This is a genomic window from Serratia surfactantfaciens (assembly GCF_001642805.2).
Classification (GTDB): domain Bacteria; phylum Pseudomonadota; class Gammaproteobacteria; order Enterobacterales; family Enterobacteriaceae; genus Serratia; species Serratia surfactantfaciens.
Genome location: NZ_CP016948.1, coordinates 1740265 through 1758273, shown reverse-complemented (window position 1 = coordinate 1758273; position 18009 = coordinate 1740265). Strand labels below are relative to the sequence as shown.

At 60.3% G+C, this 18009-nt stretch carries 17 protein-coding genes; 4 read left to right on the top strand and 13 right to left on the bottom strand.

What is annotated here, in order from left to right:
* Positions 1 to 179: 179 nt before the first annotated feature.
* Positions 180 to 1523, bottom strand: a complete 1344-nt coding sequence (locus tag ATE40_RS08425; RefSeq protein ID WP_154746170.1) for an MFS transporter — start codon at positions 1521 to 1523, stop codon at positions 180 to 182.
* An 85-nt stretch (positions 1524 to 1608) separates the two neighbouring features.
* Here ATE40_RS08425 and ATE40_RS08420 point away from each other — a divergent pair, with 85 nt between their 5' ends.
* Entirely contained in the window at positions 1609 to 2523 is a 915-nt protein-coding gene (locus ATE40_RS08420) for an AraC family transcriptional regulator (RefSeq protein WP_063919417.1), read from the top strand.
* Between the two features lie 39 nt (positions 2524 to 2562).
* Here ATE40_RS08420 and ATE40_RS08415 read toward each other — a convergent pair whose 3' ends face one another.
* From ATE40_RS08415 to ATE40_RS08390, 6 genes are all read right to left on the bottom strand, one after another.
* Positions 2563 to 4026: an aldehyde dehydrogenase family protein gene (locus ATE40_RS08415; RefSeq protein WP_063919416.1), complete on the bottom strand. Its 1464-nt coding sequence runs from the start codon at positions 4024 to 4026 to the stop codon at positions 2563 to 2565.
* A 22-nt stretch (positions 4027 to 4048) separates the two neighbouring features.
* On the bottom strand, positions 4049 to 4798 hold the full coding sequence (locus ATE40_RS08410; protein ID WP_063919415.1) for an SDR family NAD(P)-dependent oxidoreductase: 750 nt from the start codon (positions 4796 to 4798) through the stop codon (positions 4049 to 4051).
* A gap of 126 nt (positions 4799 to 4924) precedes the next feature.
* Complete coding sequence (locus ATE40_RS08405; protein WP_063919414.1) at positions 4925 to 5557, bottom strand: LysE family translocator; 633 nt, start codon at positions 5555 to 5557, stop codon at positions 4925 to 4927.
* Between the two features lie 67 nt (positions 5558 to 5624).
* Positions 5625 to 6440, bottom strand: coding sequence for an AraC family transcriptional regulator (locus ATE40_RS08400; RefSeq protein ID WP_063919413.1), 816 nt, complete (start codon positions 6438 to 6440; stop codon positions 5625 to 5627).
* Between the two features lie 166 nt (positions 6441 to 6606).
* Entirely contained in the window at positions 6607 to 7557 is a 951-nt protein-coding gene (locus ATE40_RS08395) for an MBL fold metallo-hydrolase (RefSeq protein ID WP_063919412.1), read from the bottom strand.
* A gap of 59 nt (positions 7558 to 7616) precedes the next feature.
* Positions 7617 to 8360: an SDR family oxidoreductase gene (locus ATE40_RS08390; RefSeq protein WP_063919411.1), complete on the bottom strand. Its 744-nt coding sequence runs from the start codon at positions 8358 to 8360 to the stop codon at positions 7617 to 7619.
* Between the two features lie 110 nt (positions 8361 to 8470).
* On the opposite strand from ATE40_RS08390, the gene ATE40_RS08385 reads away from it, so the two are divergent.
* The gene (locus ATE40_RS08385) at positions 8471 to 9361 is read left to right on the top strand and encodes a LysR family transcriptional regulator (protein WP_025159732.1); all 891 of its coding nucleotides are present in this window, start codon (positions 8471 to 8473) and stop codon (positions 9359 to 9361) included.
* A 98-nt stretch (positions 9362 to 9459) separates the two neighbouring features.
* Here the strand turns inward: ATE40_RS08385 and ATE40_RS08380 are convergent, their stop codons facing one another.
* From ATE40_RS08380 to ATE40_RS08370, 3 genes are read right to left on the bottom strand one after another with little or no spacing between them, the layout of a single operon-like run.
* Positions 9460 to 10764, bottom strand: a complete 1305-nt coding sequence (locus tag ATE40_RS08380; RefSeq protein WP_063919410.1) for a c-type cytochrome — start codon at positions 10762 to 10764, stop codon at positions 9460 to 9462.
* Positions 10765 to 10775: 11 nt separating this feature from the next.
* Positions 10776 to 11234 carry a (2Fe-2S)-binding protein gene (locus ATE40_RS08375; protein ID WP_063919409.1) on the bottom strand — a complete coding sequence of 153 codons (459 nt, stop codon included), beginning with the start codon at positions 11232 to 11234 and terminating at the stop codon, positions 10776 to 10778.
* Positions 11234 to 13456 (bottom strand): xanthine dehydrogenase family protein molybdopterin-binding subunit, encoded by a 2223-nt coding sequence (locus ATE40_RS08370; protein ID WP_063919408.1) that lies wholly within the window; start codon positions 13454 to 13456, stop codon positions 11234 to 11236. Before ATE40_RS08370 ends, ATE40_RS08375 begins: the two co-directional genes overlap by 1 nt.
* Before the next feature lie 271 nt (positions 13457 to 13727).
* On the opposite strand from ATE40_RS08370, the gene ATE40_RS08365 reads away from it, so the two are divergent.
* The gene (locus ATE40_RS08365) at positions 13728 to 14219 is read left to right on the top strand and encodes a DUF1003 domain-containing protein (RefSeq protein ID WP_019456353.1); all 492 of its coding nucleotides are present in this window, start codon (positions 13728 to 13730) and stop codon (positions 14217 to 14219) included.
* 12 nt (positions 14220 to 14231) lie between these two features.
* Here the strand turns inward: ATE40_RS08365 and ATE40_RS08360 are convergent, their stop codons facing one another.
* The 3 genes from ATE40_RS08360 to ATE40_RS08350 all read right to left on the bottom strand — a co-directional run bounded on the left by ATE40_RS08360 (position 14232) and on the right by ATE40_RS08350 (position 16976).
* The gene (locus tag ATE40_RS08360; RefSeq protein WP_025159731.1) at positions 14232 to 15056 is read right to left on the bottom strand and encodes a M55 family metallopeptidase; all 825 of its coding nucleotides are present in this window, start codon (positions 15054 to 15056) and stop codon (positions 14232 to 14234) included.
* A gap of 16 nt (positions 15057 to 15072) precedes the next feature.
* Entirely contained in the window at positions 15073 to 16131 is a 1059-nt protein-coding gene (locus ATE40_RS08355; protein WP_063919407.1) for a P1 family peptidase, read from the bottom strand.
* 98 nt (positions 16132 to 16229) lie between these two features.
* Complete coding sequence (locus ATE40_RS08350) at positions 16230 to 16976, bottom strand: sulfite exporter TauE/SafE family protein (RefSeq protein WP_063919406.1); 747 nt, start codon at positions 16974 to 16976, stop codon at positions 16230 to 16232.
* Positions 16977 to 17082: 106 nt separating this feature from the next.
* Here ATE40_RS08350 and ATE40_RS08345 point away from each other — a divergent pair, with 106 nt between their 5' ends.
* The gene (locus ATE40_RS08345) at positions 17083 to 17997 is read left to right on the top strand and encodes a LysR substrate-binding domain-containing protein (protein WP_063919405.1); all 915 of its coding nucleotides are present in this window, start codon (positions 17083 to 17085) and stop codon (positions 17995 to 17997) included.
* Positions 17998 to 18009: the final 12 nt, after the last annotated feature.

Here is an 18009-nt window from a genome sequence, read left to right as displayed (position 1 = left end):
GGGCGCCGGCAAAAACCGATGGGGCCGTTCTCTTACCTGAACATATGTAGAACATGTGCGTGTCAGAACCAGATTGCTCGCCGGGCCGCCGTTATTATGCGGCAATTGCCAACGCTCATCGTCTAAACACGCCGCCAAGTTTATGGAAAGCCAGGGGGCTTTGTAAAGCCATTCCCCCATCACGCCTTTCTCAACAACAGCGCCCACAGCGCCAGCGCGGCAAAGGCGATATATATCGCCATAAAAAGGGCAATAGCGGCCAGCAAGGCGCTCAATACCCCTATGTTATCCGCCAGCCAGCCTGCGGCCGGCGGCGTGATATTGAACAAATAGACGATAAAGTAAAACTTCGATACCGCGTTCCATCCCGGCGCCGCGAGTGAGAGCTTGTTGACCAGAATAGCGCCGCCCACAAAAACCGCGCCATACGAGAAGCCGGACAGCGCCAGGCTCACCGCCGCACCGGCCACAGAACCGCTCTCGAGCGCCATGGTCATCATGACCATGGAGAAAACCTGCGCAATCAGCCCCAACACTAAAGAAAATTCAGGCTGAAGAAAACGCGGGATCGTGAACTGCACCACGCCGGCCACCAGTAAATACCCGGTGGCGATATAGCCAAAATCAGCGGCTGATTTAAGCCCGAAGACATGGATCGCGGCCGTCGGCCCCAGCGACAGGATCAGCGCAGCGTATGACCAGGAGATAAACACGCACAGCGCCAACAGATAGAACAGCGGTTGGCTAAAACCGGCGCCCTTTTCTGCCGTTTTCGTGTCCGCAACGCCGAGGGCAGGCAATCCTTTCTTCGGCCAAAGCAGAACGATGGCGATCGCGGAGAGTAAAACCAACGCGGCAACGGTCATTGCCGGCGCGGTGAGCGGGTAAAACGCCAGCTGAGCGTAAACGCTGCCGATCACCGGCCCGAGCGCCAGGCCGGTCACCAACGCCATACTGCCCAGCAGCGCGGCGCGTTTGGCGCTGTCGCCACGGCTGAACTTGATCAACAAGATATTGATGATGGCCGTGGCCGTGCCGGCTCCCAAGCCGGAAATAAACCTGAAAAGACACAGCGCCTGCAAAGAGCGAGCCATGGAAAAGCACAGCGTTGGCACCACCACCAACAATAGCGAAACCACCACCAGCAACCGGGCATTGTTATCGGTGATGGTGAGCCTGCGTGATAAAAACAAGGCCAGCAATACGCCAAACCCGTAGGAAGAGAAAATGAAGGTCAGGTCGATATTACTCAGGGCAAAGGTTTGTTGATATAAGGGATATAACGGCGTGGGAGAGCCGCTGTTCAACAAGATAAAAAATAACGCGATCGTCAACGCAGCCAATAGGCTCACCTGGCTGCGGTTTGTGCGGTAAGAAGTCATTATGTCACCATCATGAAAAAAAACGATCGTAACACCCGGCCGGATGCTGAACTTTCGCGTTCGCACTTTTTTTCTTATCGTTCGGACAGGACAGCGGGATAGCCTGTACACCGGCTTTCGCCTCACCCATAATGCTTTCACCTCGCCGCTCGGCGAGGCCAAATATACTGCGATAGCCAAATAGCGGCTATTCTCTACAGTAAACGCATCAGACAAGCAGGTAATGATGGATCCGTTATCCGATATTGTTTCCCGGCTAAAAATCAGCAGCCAGAAAATTGTGACGTTTGACCTGAGCGCCAATACCAAAGCGCTGTTTCCCGGCTATTCCGGGATGAAAATTTATATCGCCAAACGCGGATCTTTTTTCATTAACATGGCGGGCGATGCAAACAGTTACCCGATTGAACAAGGCGATGTGCTGATCTTATCCAGCGGTCGCGAATTCAGCATTTTTGATGCGCCTAACGCGCCGGCCATCGATATAAGAAAAATTCACGTGATGAAAGACCGCTCCTCCTGCTTCAGCAACGGCGGGAACGATTTTTCCTTTGTCGGTTGCCGGTTCGTGTTTCAGATCAACGATACCTTCCGTTTTATCACCAGCCTGCCCGAACCCATCGTGATCAAAACGCAGCGGGAAGAGAACGCCGGCATTAAGGATTACTTGAGTCGCCTCTCATCGGAAATAGAAAAACCTGGCCCGGGCAGCGAGCTCATCACCGAGCATCTCCTGCAGATCATTTTGACGCAGGCGCTGCGCGTGCTGCTTTCTTCCGGCGCGCTTGGGCGCGGCGAGGGCTGGTTTTACGCCATGGCGGACAAAAATATCGGTCTGGCGCTGACCAGCATACACGACCAGCCGGGCAAGAAATGGCGTCTGGACGAGCTCGCCGGCGTGGCCGGCATGTCGCGCACCGCCTTTACCACCCGGTTCAGAAAGCTGGCCGGCTACAGCGTCAACGAATACATTCGCATCTGGCGTTTTAGCCTGGCCATCGAGCGAATGGTCGCCAATAAAGAAAAAATATCCCAGATCGCCTTTGACCTGGGATATGAATCGGAAAGCGCCTTCAGCACCGCGTTCAAGAAAAGCATGGGCGCGTCGCCAAGGAGTTACATTGGCAGCCATACCGCATGAAGCAGCCAACGGGGGCACGTCCCTGTGCCGGTCTTATCCTTATTCGGCAAACCAGGCGGCGGGCAGATCCGTCTGCAGCGTGATGGTTTTTATTTGCGTGTAGGCATTGAGCGTTTCCTTGCAGAACTCGCGGCCGATCCCACTGTTCTTGTAACCACCGAACGCGGTGCCATCGGTAATATTCGAATAGCGGTTGATCCAAACGGAGCCGGCTTCCAGCCGGTCTGCGGTCGCCAGGGCATTTTTCAGACTGCGGGTATAGATCCCCGACGCCAGCCCATATTCGCTGTCGTTAGCCTGGGCGATCATCTCGTCGTAGTCTGACCATTTTATCAGCGTCAGCACCGGCCCGAAAATTTCTTCCTGGCAAATGCGCATGCCATTTTCCGCAGCAAAAATCGTCGGCTCAATGAAATAGCCGTGCTCACAGCCGGCGACGGCGCGGCGTTTGCCGCCGGTCAGCAGGGTGGCACCCTCATCGAGACCGGTCTGAATATAAGCCAGCACTCGCTCGCCCTGTTTCTCGGAAACCAGGCAGCTGACCCGGGAGTGTTCGGCCAGCGGTGAACCGACGCGCACCCGTTCGAAAGCCGCCACCAGCTTGGCGCTGAAACGGTCATAAATGTCCGCGTGAACGAACAGCCGGGTCCCCGCCAGGCAGGACTGGCCGTTATTGTGGATAGCGGCAAAGGTCACGTTGTCTACCACCGCATCCATCTCTTCGATGTCCGGGAACACAATATTGGGGCTCTTCCCGCCCAGCTCCAGCGTAACGGGCACCAGCCGCTCCGCGGCGGCCTTGGCCACCAGTTTGCCCACCTCCGTGCTGCCGGTGAACGAGAGCTTGCGCACCTTGCGGTTGCCGGTCAGCGCCGCCCCCGCCACGCTTCCCAGCCCGGTAATGATGTTGACGACGCCGGCGGGGAAAATGTTAGCGATCATCTTTCCCAGCTCCAGCGTGGAGAGCGAGGCGTTTTCATCGGCCTTCAGCACCACCGTGTTGCCAGTCACCAGCGCCGGCGCCAGCTTGAACGCCGCCATGATCGCCGGCGCATTCCAGGGGATAATCTGCCCGCAGACACCAAGCGGCTCGCGTTTCGCCAGGCTGTAGCCATCCGCAATGCTTCTGCCGCTGTCTTCGTGCCCCATGACCACCGCAGCGAAATAGCGATAGTGTCTGACCGCCGTTTGATAATCGCGGCGCACTTCGCTGATACAGCGGCCCACATCCTGCGCGTCGATTTGCGCCATTCTTTCCAGATCGCTTTCCAGCACATCCGCCAGCTGCGCCACCAGGCGGGCGCGGGCCTGCTGCCCTAATGCTTTCCAGGCGGGGAAAGCCGCTTCCGCCGCCAACACGGCGCGCTCGACGTCCCGTTCGTTACAGTAGTGTAAATCCGCCAGGCGCTCCCCGGTCGAGGGGGAAATGACGGGATGAATGTCCGCGCCATCCAGCTCGAACACGCCGTTAATCAGTGGCCCGTAGGCTTTATCTAATGTCATCTCTGTTCCATTCATAGCAAAATTAATGTAAACCGCCGCCGACGATCAGGCTTTCGCCGGTCACCCAACCCGCCTCGTCCGAGGCGAGATAGGCCACGGCCGGTGCGATATCCGCCGGTGTGCCGATGCGCCCCAGCGGGGTGATGGATTCAATGTGCGTTTTAAAATCGGCGTCGAAAAAGCCGCTGTCATGCACGCCTTCCGTGATGACCAAGCCAGGGTTGACCGCATTGACCCGGATCTTGCGCCCGCCCAGCTCGTTGGCCAGCGTCTTGGTGATAGAATCCACCGCGGCCTTTGAAGCGGTATAAACCAGCGAATTGGCCGGCGTAAACGACGTCACGCTGGAGCTGATATTGACGATGCTGCCGCCCGATTCAGGCATGGCGGCGACCGCCGCCTTGCAGCAATAAATCAGCCCTTTGACATTTAAATTGAAGTGTCTTTCATATTCCGCGTCGCTGAATGCCTCCAGGCTATTGGTGGCATACACCCCGGCGTTATTGACCAGTACGTCCAGGCGACCATACTGCTCGACAATGCTTTGAATCAGGCCGTTGACCTCGGCCTCAATGCCGACATTGGCCTGCAGCGGAAAAGCGACGCCGCCCTGCTCATTGATTTCTTTAACCAACCGGTTGGCATCTTCACGCCCGCGGGAATAGTTAATGAAAACCACGGCGCCTTCCGCCGCCAGGCGTTTAGCAATAGCTGCGCCAATTCCCTTTGAACTGCCCGTCACCAGGGCAACTTTATTTTCAAAGCGTTTCATTAGTCATTCTCCTCAGTGTCAGTGAAACTCGGGAGAATATTACGGTAATGGCTCGCCGTGCAGCATAGCGGGGCGAACATAAAACCTTATCGATCGAACAACTTTGTCAAAAGCGAATTTGAACTTTTAGAATAAACGCGCGGCCAGAATGGCAATGGCCAATAACAGAATGACGCCGCCAAAAAATTTATTCACATAGATGCCGACAGTCGGACGCAGTTGAATGCTCAGTGCAATTTTACCCGCCAGAAAGACCAGAGGTATCTCAATAAGGAACATAATAACAATGAGCTCAATGCCTAATATCAGCATCTGCATGCCCGGCATGCCGGCGTCCACTCGAATAAACTGCGGGATAAACGCCAGAGTAAAGATGATGGCTTTAGGATTCAGCAAATTGGTCAGTAGCCCCTGCGAATAAAGTTTATTAAGACTTTTTCGTTCACGGTTGTTTTGCAGGCTGACAGCGTTTTTGCTGTTAAAAATGCCAAAGCCAACCCACAGGATATAAAGCGCGCCGCCAACGACAAAGCACTCGTACAGCACGGGCGAAGAGGCAATTAGCGCCGTAACGCCGGCAATGGCAAGGCCGATGTGGCACGTCACCCCGGTGACCGCGCCCAATACGGTAACCAGCCCCGCTTTCGTTCCCTGGCTTATGGCATTAGACAGTGCGCAAAGCATGTCGGCGCCAGGGATAAGCGTTAACGCGGCGGCTGAAAGAGCAAATAAACCCAGCGTGGAAATATCGATGAACATGGTTTCTCTCGTCGTCAAAAAGGCGCATTGTCAGTCCCTTTGCGTCGGCGAGATAGAATGATATTGCTCAACTGCATCGGTCGCGATAGCTGCGCGGTGTGACGCCGTAAGTCGACTTAAACACCCTTCCCATGTGCGATTGATCGGCAAATCCGCAGGCGCTGGCGATTTCCGCGATGTCGCCGCCTCGGGATAGCAAGCTCTTGGCCTGTTGTAATTTGAGTTGCCGCTGATAACGGTTCGGCGATAAACCGAATTGCGCCGAAAACTGACGGCAAAGGTGGAACTTAGACATGCCGACGGCCTGCGCCAGCGTCTCCAGACGCACTTCCCGCGCCTGGTTATCGTGCAGATACTCTTTCGCTCTGCGCAAACCCGGCGTGAGGCCGGCGCCTGCCAATGGCGCTCGCCGCGGTGAACACACCTGAAGCAGATCCGCCACGCAGTGGCTCCATGCCACCTCGCGGTCAAAATGGCTGGATTGCGCTGCGGTCAGCACCGCGGCGGCCTCACACAATCGGTTGGCGAAAGGCGCATGGTCGATATGCTTCCCCTGCACCGCCGGCGGCAGAGGCATCTCCATGTTTTCCGCCGCGTCCAGCAGCATCTCGTGGCTGGGATAAAACATGAAATAATGGCATCCCTCATCACCCAGCACTGTCCCGGCATGCATCTGCCCCGGCGCGATGAGGCTGACTTGCCCACGGCTGACGATACCGTCGGCATCGCCTTTGGCGCTGTTGTTATTAGCGCCGCGCAGGACAACGCCAATCGACCAGGTATCATGCCAATGCACGCCAAATCGATGGTCTGAAAAGTCCGCGACGAGCAGTTCAAGCCCGCCCAATGCAGCAAAACGATGCATAAATGCCGAATTTCCCATCACCTTGTACCCGATTCCTGATTATCCACGCCGGCCAAAATAACATACTACGTACCGCGTGAAAGTCCTTCGCCCTGCAGGGAAGCGGCTTTCTGAACATCAAGAAAAGGGGCCGTCTGGCCCCCTCACATTGTTCTCCTGCCTTATTGCCTCACGCTTATGCCGATTAATGTTGATTAAGTGCGCCATAGTTCAGCGGCTGCCAGTCATAACCCGCCCCCTTTTTATTGATGTAGCCGAGGCCCGGGAAGGACAGATGCGCCCCTGCGACCAGCGCCCTTTGCTGCGCGAGGTCATCGAACAGCCGCTTGCGCTGCGCTACGGCGGCAGGGACATCGATATCATAGGCGATGGCGACATTCGGATCGGGAAACTGTACCGAGGCAACGTGGATCATATCCCCCAAAATCATCATCTTTTTCCCTTTGCTTTCGACGGCGAACACGCTGTGCCCTGGCGTGTGCCCACGCGTATCGATAGCCGAAATGCCCGGGGTGAGTACCTGATTGCCTTCAAAGGTTTTCAGTTTTCCCGCCGTGACATAAGGCTGTAATGAGGCGATGGCGGCATCGAAGAAACGTTTATCTTTCTCTTCCGCCTGCCGTTTTTTCTCTTCGCTCAGCCAAAAAGCGACTTCGTCTTTTTCCACCCAAACGGTGGCATTCGGGAAGGCAAGACGCTTGTCCGCCATCAAGCCTCCCACATGGTCGGGATGCAGGTGCGTTAAATAAATCTCATCCACCTGCTCCGCCTGATAGCCGGAAGCGTTCAGGTTTTTCATCATGTTGCCCAGCGTGTCGCCATGCAGCGCGCCGGTGCCGGCATCGACCAGAACCAGCTTGCTTCCGGTGTTGATCAGGTAGGCGTTCACCGAGGTCGGCAACGGCAGCGACAGGTTGTTGGCCGCCATTGCCGCTTCAAGCTGCTGCGGCCGGGTGTTGATCAAGATTTTATCGGCGGGCATGGGGCTGATGCCGTCAGACAGGGCCGTCACTTCCAGATTACCCAGCATGATCCGGTAGAACCCGGGATTGTCTGTTTTAGAAAAAGGCGCCGCGGCCATTGCAGTGGCAGAAAAAGCGGCGAAAAAGGCGCCAATAAGCAGATTGCGACGCATAGAATACCTCGTAACGATAAGAAAATACGGCTAAAAGCCCAGGAGGTGCCTCTGGCGATTTAAAATTCCTGCACGGTCGGCCTGATGACAATCTCACTCACATCCACGTCCGAAGGCTGCTCGATCGCATAGGCGATAGCGCGTGCGATGGCATCGGCGGAAATTGCCTGGCTCTGGTAGAGTTCGCCGACGGCCTGCAAACTTTCCGCGTGCGAACTGCCCTGTTTCAGTTCGGTGTCGATCAGGCCGGGGGCGATCGTCGTGGTTCTGATCTTGCCGCCGACTTCGTGGCGCAAACCTTCGGCGATCGCGCTGACCGCGAATTTGGTGCCGCTATAGACCGTGCCGCCGGGGCTGAACACCTTCTTGCCGGCAATGGAGGAAATGGTGATGTAATGACCGAATTGCTGCTTTTCGAACAGCGGCAAGGTGGCCGCGATGCCGTACAGCACGCCTTTCACATTGATATCGATCATCCGTTCCCATTCATCGACCTTTACGGCGCTCAGCGGTGCGATCGCCATCAGCCCCGCGTTGTTGACCAAGACATCAATTTTGCCAAACTGTCTGACGGCCTGGGCGATCATCGCTTCGACCTCCTGGCGCTTCGTCACATCCACCTGCAGCGCCAACGCGGTGCCGCCGTCGCCAACGATTTGCCGAACCAGCGTATCAAGACGATCTTTCCTGCGCGCCGCCACCACCACCGTCGCCCCCTGCGCCGCCAAATGTTTTGCGGTCGCTTCGCCCAGCCCGCTGCTGGCGCCGGTAATCACCACCACTTTGCCTGAAATACGGTTCATCTCTCGTTCCTTTTCTGTTGGTCAGTACGAATACTTTATCCGCCGTTTACCATCAGTAAATGGAAGTGTTATGCTTTTAGAATTCCATTTTTTGGAACAAAGAGGCGAGAGTGCAAAACAGACAAGAAGCCTTGCGCATTTTCTGCTGCGCCGCTGAGGAGATGAACTTTAAACGCGCAGCGACCAGACTCGGCATTTCCCCGCAGAAAGTCACCCGAGCTATCAAAGAATTGGAGTCGTTGCTCGGTGAACAGCTGTTCCACCGCAACACCAGAAACGTAAAAATCACGGATTTCGGCCTCGGCTTTGCTGAGCAAGCCAAAGCGGCGATAGATCAGTTTAACAAGCTGTTTCAGGCGAAAGGGAAAGAGGCGGAAGATCTCACCGGCGTGGTGCGCATCACGGCACCGCACACCTATGGCAGCGAGGTCGTCATGCCGATACTGGCGGAGTTCGCACGTTTATATCCTGCGATTACGCTCGAATTCCACCTGTCGAACATCCACAGCGATCTGGTCGATGAAAGAATTGATATCGGCATTCGCATCGGCTTTCTGCATGACCAAACCTGTATCGTTCGCCAGCCCCGAACCATGCCTTTCCATCTGGTTGCCTCGCCGACGCTGCTCGTTCGCCTGCCGCCGCCGGAGCAGATAGACCAACTCGCCCATCTGCCTATTGTCGCGCTGGTGAACCGCAAAACAGGGCGCTACTGGCCCTGGGAATTTAGCCAAAAACGTTATCTCTACCCGAAGTCCGCCGCCTTCGTCACCGACACGCCCGATATAGAACGTAAAGCGGTGCTCGCCGGTTTAGGCTTTGGCCAACTGGCCGGATATTTGGTTGAAAAACACCTCGCCGCGGGTGAGCTGGTAGCCGTTCTGCCGGGCGACGCCCCGCCACCCTGGCCGGTCAACCTCTATCATACGCATCAACACGCCTGCCCTACGCGCGTGCGTTTAGTCTTTGACTATCTTTTCAATCAATTAAGCCAGAGCTAGTCCTACTTTTTCACCGCACTGCCGCCGGCGCAACGGCCATAAAAAAGCGGCGATATCACCGATATCGCCGCCCTCAACATACACGCCGCCGCGATGCGTTACTGCTTGCGCTGCTCCGCTACCTGCTTGGCGGTGACTTTGCCCTGCTTATCGCCGAAGTGGCCGACCACGAAGTTGGCGACCGCCGCCACTTCCTCGTCGGAATAGGCGCTGCCGAACGCCGGCATCATCTCATGCCGATCGCCGATGCTGATGCTCGTCCCCTTCAGGATGGCCTGCACCGCGCTGCGCCCCTGCGGATCGTTCACCGCCGTGCTGCCCACCAGCGACGCATACTCGCTCTGGCGGCCCGGCCCGTTCCACTGGTGGCAGCCGCTGCAGTCGTTGGCGAACAGCCGGCGCCCGAGCGAACTGTCTTGCCCGCCCGGCAGGATCGGGGTGGAAGCCGCCGCGCCCTTCGGCTGCAGGTTCACCGCGGCGGCAGCGTCGCCGGCGATCGGCTCGATGTCGCGCAGGTATTTCACCAACGCCAGATTGTCTTCTTGCGTCAGGAACTGCAGGCTGTTTTCCACCGCTTCCGCCATCGGGCCTGCGGCGCTGCTGCGCCCCGGCGCATGGCCGGTAGCCAGATATTGCGACAGCTGCTGGTCGCTCCAACCGCCGATGCCGGTCTGTTTGTCCGGCGTGATGTTGGCAGCGAACCAGCCCTGCACCACTTCACCGCTCAGGTGCTTACTCTGGTTAAGACCAAACCCCAGATTGCGCGGCGTGTGGCACTCGCCGCAGTGGCCCAGCGCCGTCGCCAGATAGGCGCCGCGATTCCACTGTTCGTCCTTGTTGAGATCCGGCGTAAAACGCTGCTCGCTAAAGAACGCCAGGTTCCAGAATTTCATGCCCCAACGCTGGTTGAACGGGAACGACAGATCGTTTTGCGGGTTGGCCTGTTTCACCGGCGGCAGACTGAACAGATAATCCTTGATCGCCAGCACGTCGTCGCGGCTCAGCCCGGTGTACGAGGTGTACGGCATCGCCGGATACAGGTTGCCCTGCGGACCGATGCCCTCACGTACCGCGCGTACGAACTGATCGTCGCTCCAGTTGCCGATGCCGGTCTCCTTGTCGGCGGTGATGTTGGTGCCGTAAATGGTGCCGAACGGCAGTTTAAAGGCGAAGCCGCCCGCATAAGGCGCGCCGCCCGGCGCGGTATGGCACGCCACGCAGTCGGCGGCGCGCGCCAGGTACTCGCCGCGCGCCAGCTTATCGGTGATGCCGGCCGGCGCCCCGGCGATCGGCGCCGCGGGTTCCGCGCCGGTTGGCCGCAGCTGCGTGTACAGCGCGTACCCTCCCGCCAGTACCGCCACGGCGATAATCAGCCATAACAGCCCTTTCAAGGCGTTGCTCATCGCATCTCTCCCTAACCCAATGCCTTGGCGGCCTGGTGGATGGCGGCGCGAATGCGCACATAGGTGGCGCAGCGGCAGACGTTGCCGCCCATCGCCGCATCGATGTCCGCATCACTTGGATTTTTACTTTGCGCCAACAGCGCGCTGGCGCTCATGATCTGGCCGGACTGGCAGTAGCCGCACTGCACCACGTCCAGGTCGAGCCAGGCTTCCTGCACCGCTTTGCCCTCCGGCGTGGCGCCCACGGCTTCGATGGTGGTGATTTTCTTGCCGACGGCGGCGGAGACCGGCGTCATGCACGATCGCACCGGCACGCCGTCCAGATGCACGGTGCAGGCACCGCACATGGCGATGCCGCAGCCGAACTTGGTGCCGGTCAGGCCGGCTTCGTCACGCAAGAACCACAGCAGCGGCATGTGCGGGTCACCCTCAAAGGTCAGCGGCTGCTCGTTTACGGTTAATTGCATCATCAGGTTCTCTCCTTGTCAGACGCCGGATTCGCGGTGGGATTATGCAGCGGCAGGTTCAGCGAGCTACGCGGCCGCCCGAGCAGCGCCAGCGCGTTGCCGACCGCCGGAGCGATGGTCGGCACCCCCAGTTCGCCTATGCCGGTCGGTTTCTCGCTCGAGGGCACGATGATCACCTCGATCTCCGGCATCTCATCGATGCGCAGCGGGCGGTAATTATTAAAGTTGGACTGTTCAACCACGCCGTCTTTCAGCGTAATGTTGCCGTATAGCGCCATGCTGAGGCCGTAGCCGATGCCGCCTTCGATCTGCGCGCGGATCACGTCGGGATTCACCGCCACGCCGCAGTCCACCGCGCACCACACCTTGTGCACTTTCGGAATGCCGCCCTCGCCGATCGACACCTCGGCCACCTGCGCCACATAGGTATCGAACGCCTTGGCGACGCCCACGCCGCGCGCGCGTCCGTCCACCACTTTGGCGCCCTGCCAGCCGGCGGCTTTGGCCACCGCCCGCAGCACACCCGCCGCACGCGGCGCCTCGCCCATCAACGCCAGCCGCCCTTCAACCGGATCCTGCCCGGTCTCCTGCAGCAATTGATCGATAAAGCTCTCCACCGCGTGGCCGGTGTGGGTGCTGGCGACCGATCGCAGTGAGGTGGTCGGCACCTTGCCGGGCACGATGTGCGCATCGCAGCGGAAGGCTTCGAAGGTATAAGGCACCTCGCTGGCACCCTCGACCATCATCTGATCGAGGCCGTTGACCACCAGCGCATCCATCGCGCTGTGGCGCGTCCAGGAATGGCCGACCACGGTATCGGTCCACCCCACCACCTTGCCACCACGGATGGCGCCGCGCAGGCGGTGCAGGATCATCGGGCGATACCAACCATTGCGGATGTCATCCTCGCGCGTCCACACCACCTTCACACCGTGGCCGGGGCCGATGCCTTTGGCGGCAGCCGCCATGTCGGCCGCCAGGTCCGGCCCCAGCGTCGGGTTACCCAGATCGATGCGCCGCCCAAAGCTGCCGCCCGCCAGAATAGTGTCAATCTGCACCTTGTCCGGCGGCAGTTCGAACAGATCGCACAGCTGCTTGTGATCGAGCGTTTGGATTTGGCAGCCATAGCGCGCCTTGACGCTTTCGCCATCCCAGAACAGGTAACCGTCCAGCGGCTCCATCGGGGCGTGGGCGACGTACGGGAAGGTGTATTCGGCCTCAATCACCTTGTCGGCCTTGTCGAACACCTCGTCCGGCTTACCGAGACTCTTCGCCACCACGCCGGTTTTCTGCGCCACCTGACGGAATTCGGCGTAAATCTCTTCGGTGTTGCGCCGTTCGGCCTGCGCGTCGTCCCAGGTTACCCGCAGCCGCTCCCGTCCCTGGATCGCCGCCCAGGTATTTTTGGCGTAAACCGCCACGCCGGTGGCGATCTGCTTCACCGCCACCACTCCCGGCACCGCCAGCGCGCGCTCGGCGTCGAAGGTCGCCACCTTGCCGCCGAAACGCGGCGGCTTCTTGATGGTGACGGTCAGCATGTCCGGCTCGTGGATATCCTGCGAGAACTGCGCGCTGCCGTTGGTTTTCGCCAGCGAATCGACGCGGTGCAGGCCGCGCGTTTTGCCAATCAGGGTGAAATGGGCCGGATCCTTAAGCGTCAGGCTGGCGGGATCGGGCGGCGGCAGCGTGGCGGCCAACGCGGCGAACTCGCCAAAACCCGCTTCTCGCCCGCTGGCGGCGTGGCGAATCTTGCCCGCCTGCACGGTGATTTCCTGCGCCGAGGTTTTCCAACTCTGCGCGGCGGCCTGCACCAACAGCGCACGCGCCATGGCGCCCATGCGCCGCATCTGCTCATAGGCATTGGCGACCGAGCTGGATCCACCGGTGCCCTGGAATCCAAACGCCAGGTTCTTGTAGACGGAGGTGTCCACCGGCGCGGCCACGACCCGCACCTGCGCCCAGTCGGCATCGAGCTCTTCGGCGACCAGCGTCGCCATGCCGGTATAGACCCCCTGGCCCACTTCGGTGTGTTTACTGATCACGGTGACGATGCCGTCGGCGCCGATCTGGACGAAGGCGTTGGCGTCAAACGCCGCCGCGCCGGAGGCGGCCGGGGCGTTCGAGCGCGCCAGCGCGCCGGTGGACGGCAGATAAGCGCCGATCACCAACGCCCCGGCGCCGACGATGAACCGCCGCCGCGAAAGCGGAACTTGGGATATGCTCATTGCTCATGACTCCAAAAAAACCGAAGGCGTCACTGCCTTCGGCGAAACAAATCTTGTTATGGGAATGGCTTGCCGCGCCGGTCAGGTGATATAGCGCAGCAGAGCAATAATTAGCGTAGCCTATTATTTAGTAGGCTTAATGTTGAAAAGGGATTTTCTATTGGAGAATCGTGCGGTGCGGGCCGGCAACGCCCGACCGTCGCGCGGACAAAATTTTGCATTCATTTGTGCTATAAATGAGGCACTTCCAACCGCAACGAGTCTTACCGCTATGTCGGAACACAAAAAATTTCGCTTGTATCGCCCGCTGAAAGGCCTGACTCACACCTTTGGCGATCAGTGGTTTGCCCTGAAAGCCGAGGCGTTCGCCCGTTTCTTTGGCACCCCGACGTTTTTGGTGGGGCAAACGGTGGTGGTCGGCGTATGGATCTATCTCAACCTGGCGGGCTTCACCAAATTTGACCCTTATCCGTTTATTTTGCTGAACCTGGCGTTCAGCCTGCAGGCCGCCTACGCCGCGCCGCTGATCCTGCTGGCGCAAACCCGTCAGGCCGAGCGCGATCAGGCGCACGCCCTGGCCGATGCCCAGCACCGGGAGGATTTGGATGAGGCGATGGCGCAGCGGCAAACCCTGGTCGAACGGCAATCCGAACAGCTGCTCGAGCTGTTGAAACAAAACACCGAGCTCACCGCCCTGACCAAGCAGATGGCCGAACGCATTGAGCACCTCACTATCCAGTTAACCCAACGCGACCGGCAGTAATGACCGGGATGCTCAGCTCTGCGTCGTCGCCAGATAGGAAAATACGCTGAGCAGGCTGATTTGCGCCGCCATGTTGTCGCTGTCGAAGACCACGGTGAGCGCGTCCTGGCGTTGCACGCCGGGCACTAGACTGAACAGATCCGCCAGCACTGGTTTGGCCGCCATCAGCGTCAGCCGATAAGGCGGCATGAAGCGGCGTTCCACGGGCAGCCTGGCGCCCTGTCGCACCTGCTGCATCGCGCGTTCGCGGATCTCGGCGCGCGCCCGTTGCGGGCTGAGCGATTCAGCGGCGGTTTGCGAGATGGCGCGCTTCACGCAGACATAGCCGGCTTGCGGATAGCGTTCGGCGATCCAGCCTTGCAGCTCGTCGTCGCCGCTCACCAGCCACAGCGGCACGTTCAACTCGGCCGCCGCCGCCGCATACAGATCGCTTTCGCCCACCACGTCGCCGTTCAGGCTGACGCGATAAAAGGCCCGGCCGTTGATGGTGTGCGCCAGCACGCCGCGCTCGCCGGCGGCGCTGTGATAACCGATAAACATCAGGCCGTCGTAACGCTGATGCTGCAGCCCTTCCACCATCGACAGCCCACGCGGCTTGCCCTGCACCAGCCGTGCCCGCGCATCGATGCGATCGGCGCGCAGGTTCTGCATCATGGCGTGGCTGTCGGCCACCGTCACCTCGGTGGCGCCGCCGGCGAAAGCGCCGTCGATGGCGGCGTTGACTTCCTGCTCCATCAGCTCGCGCGCCGCCGCATAGTCGGCATGGGCCGGGTTACATTGCTCCGGCCGCATTACGCCGGCTATCCCCTCGATATCTGCAGAGATAAAGACCTTCACATCGGGCTCCCGTAAGTTAATTTGCCGCCGCCAGCCGATCGAGCAGCGGGCCCAGCGCCACGCGCGCATGTTGCTGGAAACCGCTGACGCCTTCCGCGCTCAGCAAGGCATCCAGCACCGCGTATTCGGTAGCGTCCGCCGCCGCCGCAAACAGCGGCTCCAGCCGTTCGTCCGGCAACGTCGCCCCCAACAGCCGAGTGGAGAACGCCAGCGCGATGTCGCCGGAGCCGTGCCCCCAATGGCTGCCTACCCGCCCCAAACCGGCGCCCGCTCGGCGGGCGATACGGTTCAGTTGACGGCTGTCCAGCGCCCGATCGCAGGCGATGATGATGATGACCGAACCGGCGTCTACCTGCGGCGGCGGATCCGCCAACAGTTTGCCCAGCGCCGGACCTACGCGCACGCCGCTCAGCGTCAGCGAGTCGAGGGTGCCGAAGTTGGCCAGCACCAGCACGCCAAGCATGGTGCCTAACCCCGGGCAATAGCGCGAGGCGGTGCCGATGCCGCCCTTCAGGCCGAAGCTGCTCATGCCGCGCCCGGCGCCGACGCTGCCGCGCGCAAAGCGGGTGGAGTGATTATCCAGCGCGCTGAAGACGTGTTCCTCACGCACCGCCATCGCCTGAATATCGTTGAGGTAGCCGTCGTTGCACTCCAGCACCAGCGGATTAATGGTGGCGCTGCCGCGGCCGATCTGCGGATAGCGCAGACAGCTGCGCCGCACCATGGCGTTAAACAGCGTGCCGACGGCGAAGGTATTGCTCAGCAGAATAGGCGTCTGCAACTCCCCCAGCTCATTCAATTGCACCAATCCCAGCGGCTTGGCGAAACCGTTGAGCACCGCACTGCCGCACGGCAGCGGTTGGTTGAACAGATCGCCCGGCGGCACGATGGCGGTGACGCCGGTCTGGCATTCGCCGTCGGCCAGCGTGTGATGCCCAACGCTGACGCCCGGTACGTCGCACAGGCTGTCGGTCGGGCCGGCCGGGTAACGCGCGCCCGGCAGGCGGCGATGACGCCGCCAATAGCTCAGCAGATTGTCGAGGCTTTGTTGTTCAAACACCTGGCTGTCCGTCATGGTTCCCTCGTCCGCCGTTAGCCCATCAGGAAACCAGAATATCGCGCAATGCGCCGCGCCGTAAATTGAAAGCGGAAGGCGCAAGTAAAATTTACCGCCTAATGCATCCCCCGCCACACAATCTCTGCCCCCAGGACCAATAATCCGCTAAAAAAGCAACGACGAAAAATCAGCGGGCTGCAGTGACGGCGCACGATCCCGCCCAGCCACATGCCGCCCAACGCCGGCAACAGCGCCAACAATGAACCGCCGAGCAGCGCGCCGGGCAGCGCCTGATGCCAGGCCAAACCGGCGGCCAGCGCCAGCGTCGAGACGGTGAACGACAGCCCCAGCGCCTGCACCAGATCGTCACGCGCCAGGCCCAATGCGTTCAGATAGGGCACCGCCGGTATGACGAACACCCCGGTGGCGCCGGTCAGTGCACCGGTCACCAAGCCGCACAGCGGCCCCAGCCAAGGCTCCGCCGTGGCGGAAATGCGCCCATTGAAACGGGTAAAACCCAACAGCGCATAACCGATCAGGCAAACGCCCAACGCCAGCGGCGCCAGGCGGCCGTCGCTGGCGGTGAGCGCGCCGGCGCTCAGCAACGTGCCCAGCGTAACGCACAGCATCATCGGCCACAGCCGACGGCACAGCGCCCCCAGCATCGGCCCACACAGCAACTGCCACAGGTTGGTGATCAGTGAGGGCAACAGCAGCAGCGCGGCGGCCTGCCCCGGCGGCATCATCAGGCTAAGCAGCCCCATCGACACCGTCGGCAATCCCAGACCGATCGCCCCTTTGACCGTGCCGGCCAGCGTAAAAATGCCCGTCAGTGCGATAATATCCAGTAGCGTCAGCGACATGCGTCTATCCTTATGGCAATCAACGGCTCGATTGTGACCAGCGGCGCGGCGCGGCACAATGCGGCAATGGCAGAGCCTGCCTGCGGCAAAGACAGAGGGAGAACGCATGCATTTTGACTTTATCGATCTGCGGCTGCTGGTGGCGGTGATCGAGACCGGCAGCATCACCGCCGGCGCCGAGCGCGTCGGGCTGTCGCTGGCCGCCGCCAGCGCCCGCATGCGCGGGCTGGAGCAGCAGGCAGGTGTGGCGCTGCTGACGCGCAATCCGCGCGGCGTCCAGGTGACGGCCGCCGGTGAACGCTTATTGCAACACGCTCGTTTGCTGTTGCAACAGCGCGACCGGCTGCGCGGCGAAATGGCCGAGTTTGCGCCGGGCCAGCGCAGCCAACTGCGCATCGTCGCCAATACCGTCGCCGCCGACGCCTTTTTGCCGGAGCTGCTGGCGGATTTTCTGGCGCTGCACCCGCACACCGACATCGCGCTGGAGGAGCTGCCCAGCCCGGCTATCGCGCAGGCGATCGCCGAACGGGCGGCGGATATCGGCATCGTGGCGGATCACGCCGACCTGCGCGGGCTAGTCAGCTATCCTTTTCGCCAGGATCGTCTGGTGCTGGCGCTGCCGCCGGGGCATGCGCTCAGCGGCCGCCGCCAGATCGGCTTTGCGGACGCCCTGCCTTTTGATTTTATCGGCCTGCCGCAAGAGAGCGCGCTGCAACAGCATCTGGAGCAGCTGGCGATACGCAGCGGCGGCCCAATGCGGCTGCGGGCGCGCGCCGGCCATTTCGACGCCATCTGCCGCATGGTGCTGCGCGGCGCCGGGCTGGCGGTAGTGCCGGAAGAGAGTGCCCGGCGCCATGCAGAAATTCAACGCAGCGCCCTCGCGCTGACGGACGATTGGGCGACCCGGCGTCTGTCTATTGCGGTGCGTGAACTGGCGCAGCTGCCGCTGCCGGCGCAGCGGTTGGTGGCGTTCCTGCGCCAGGGAGAGGAGGATCTTGCCGACCGCACGGCAACGGATTAACCCTCAACCTTT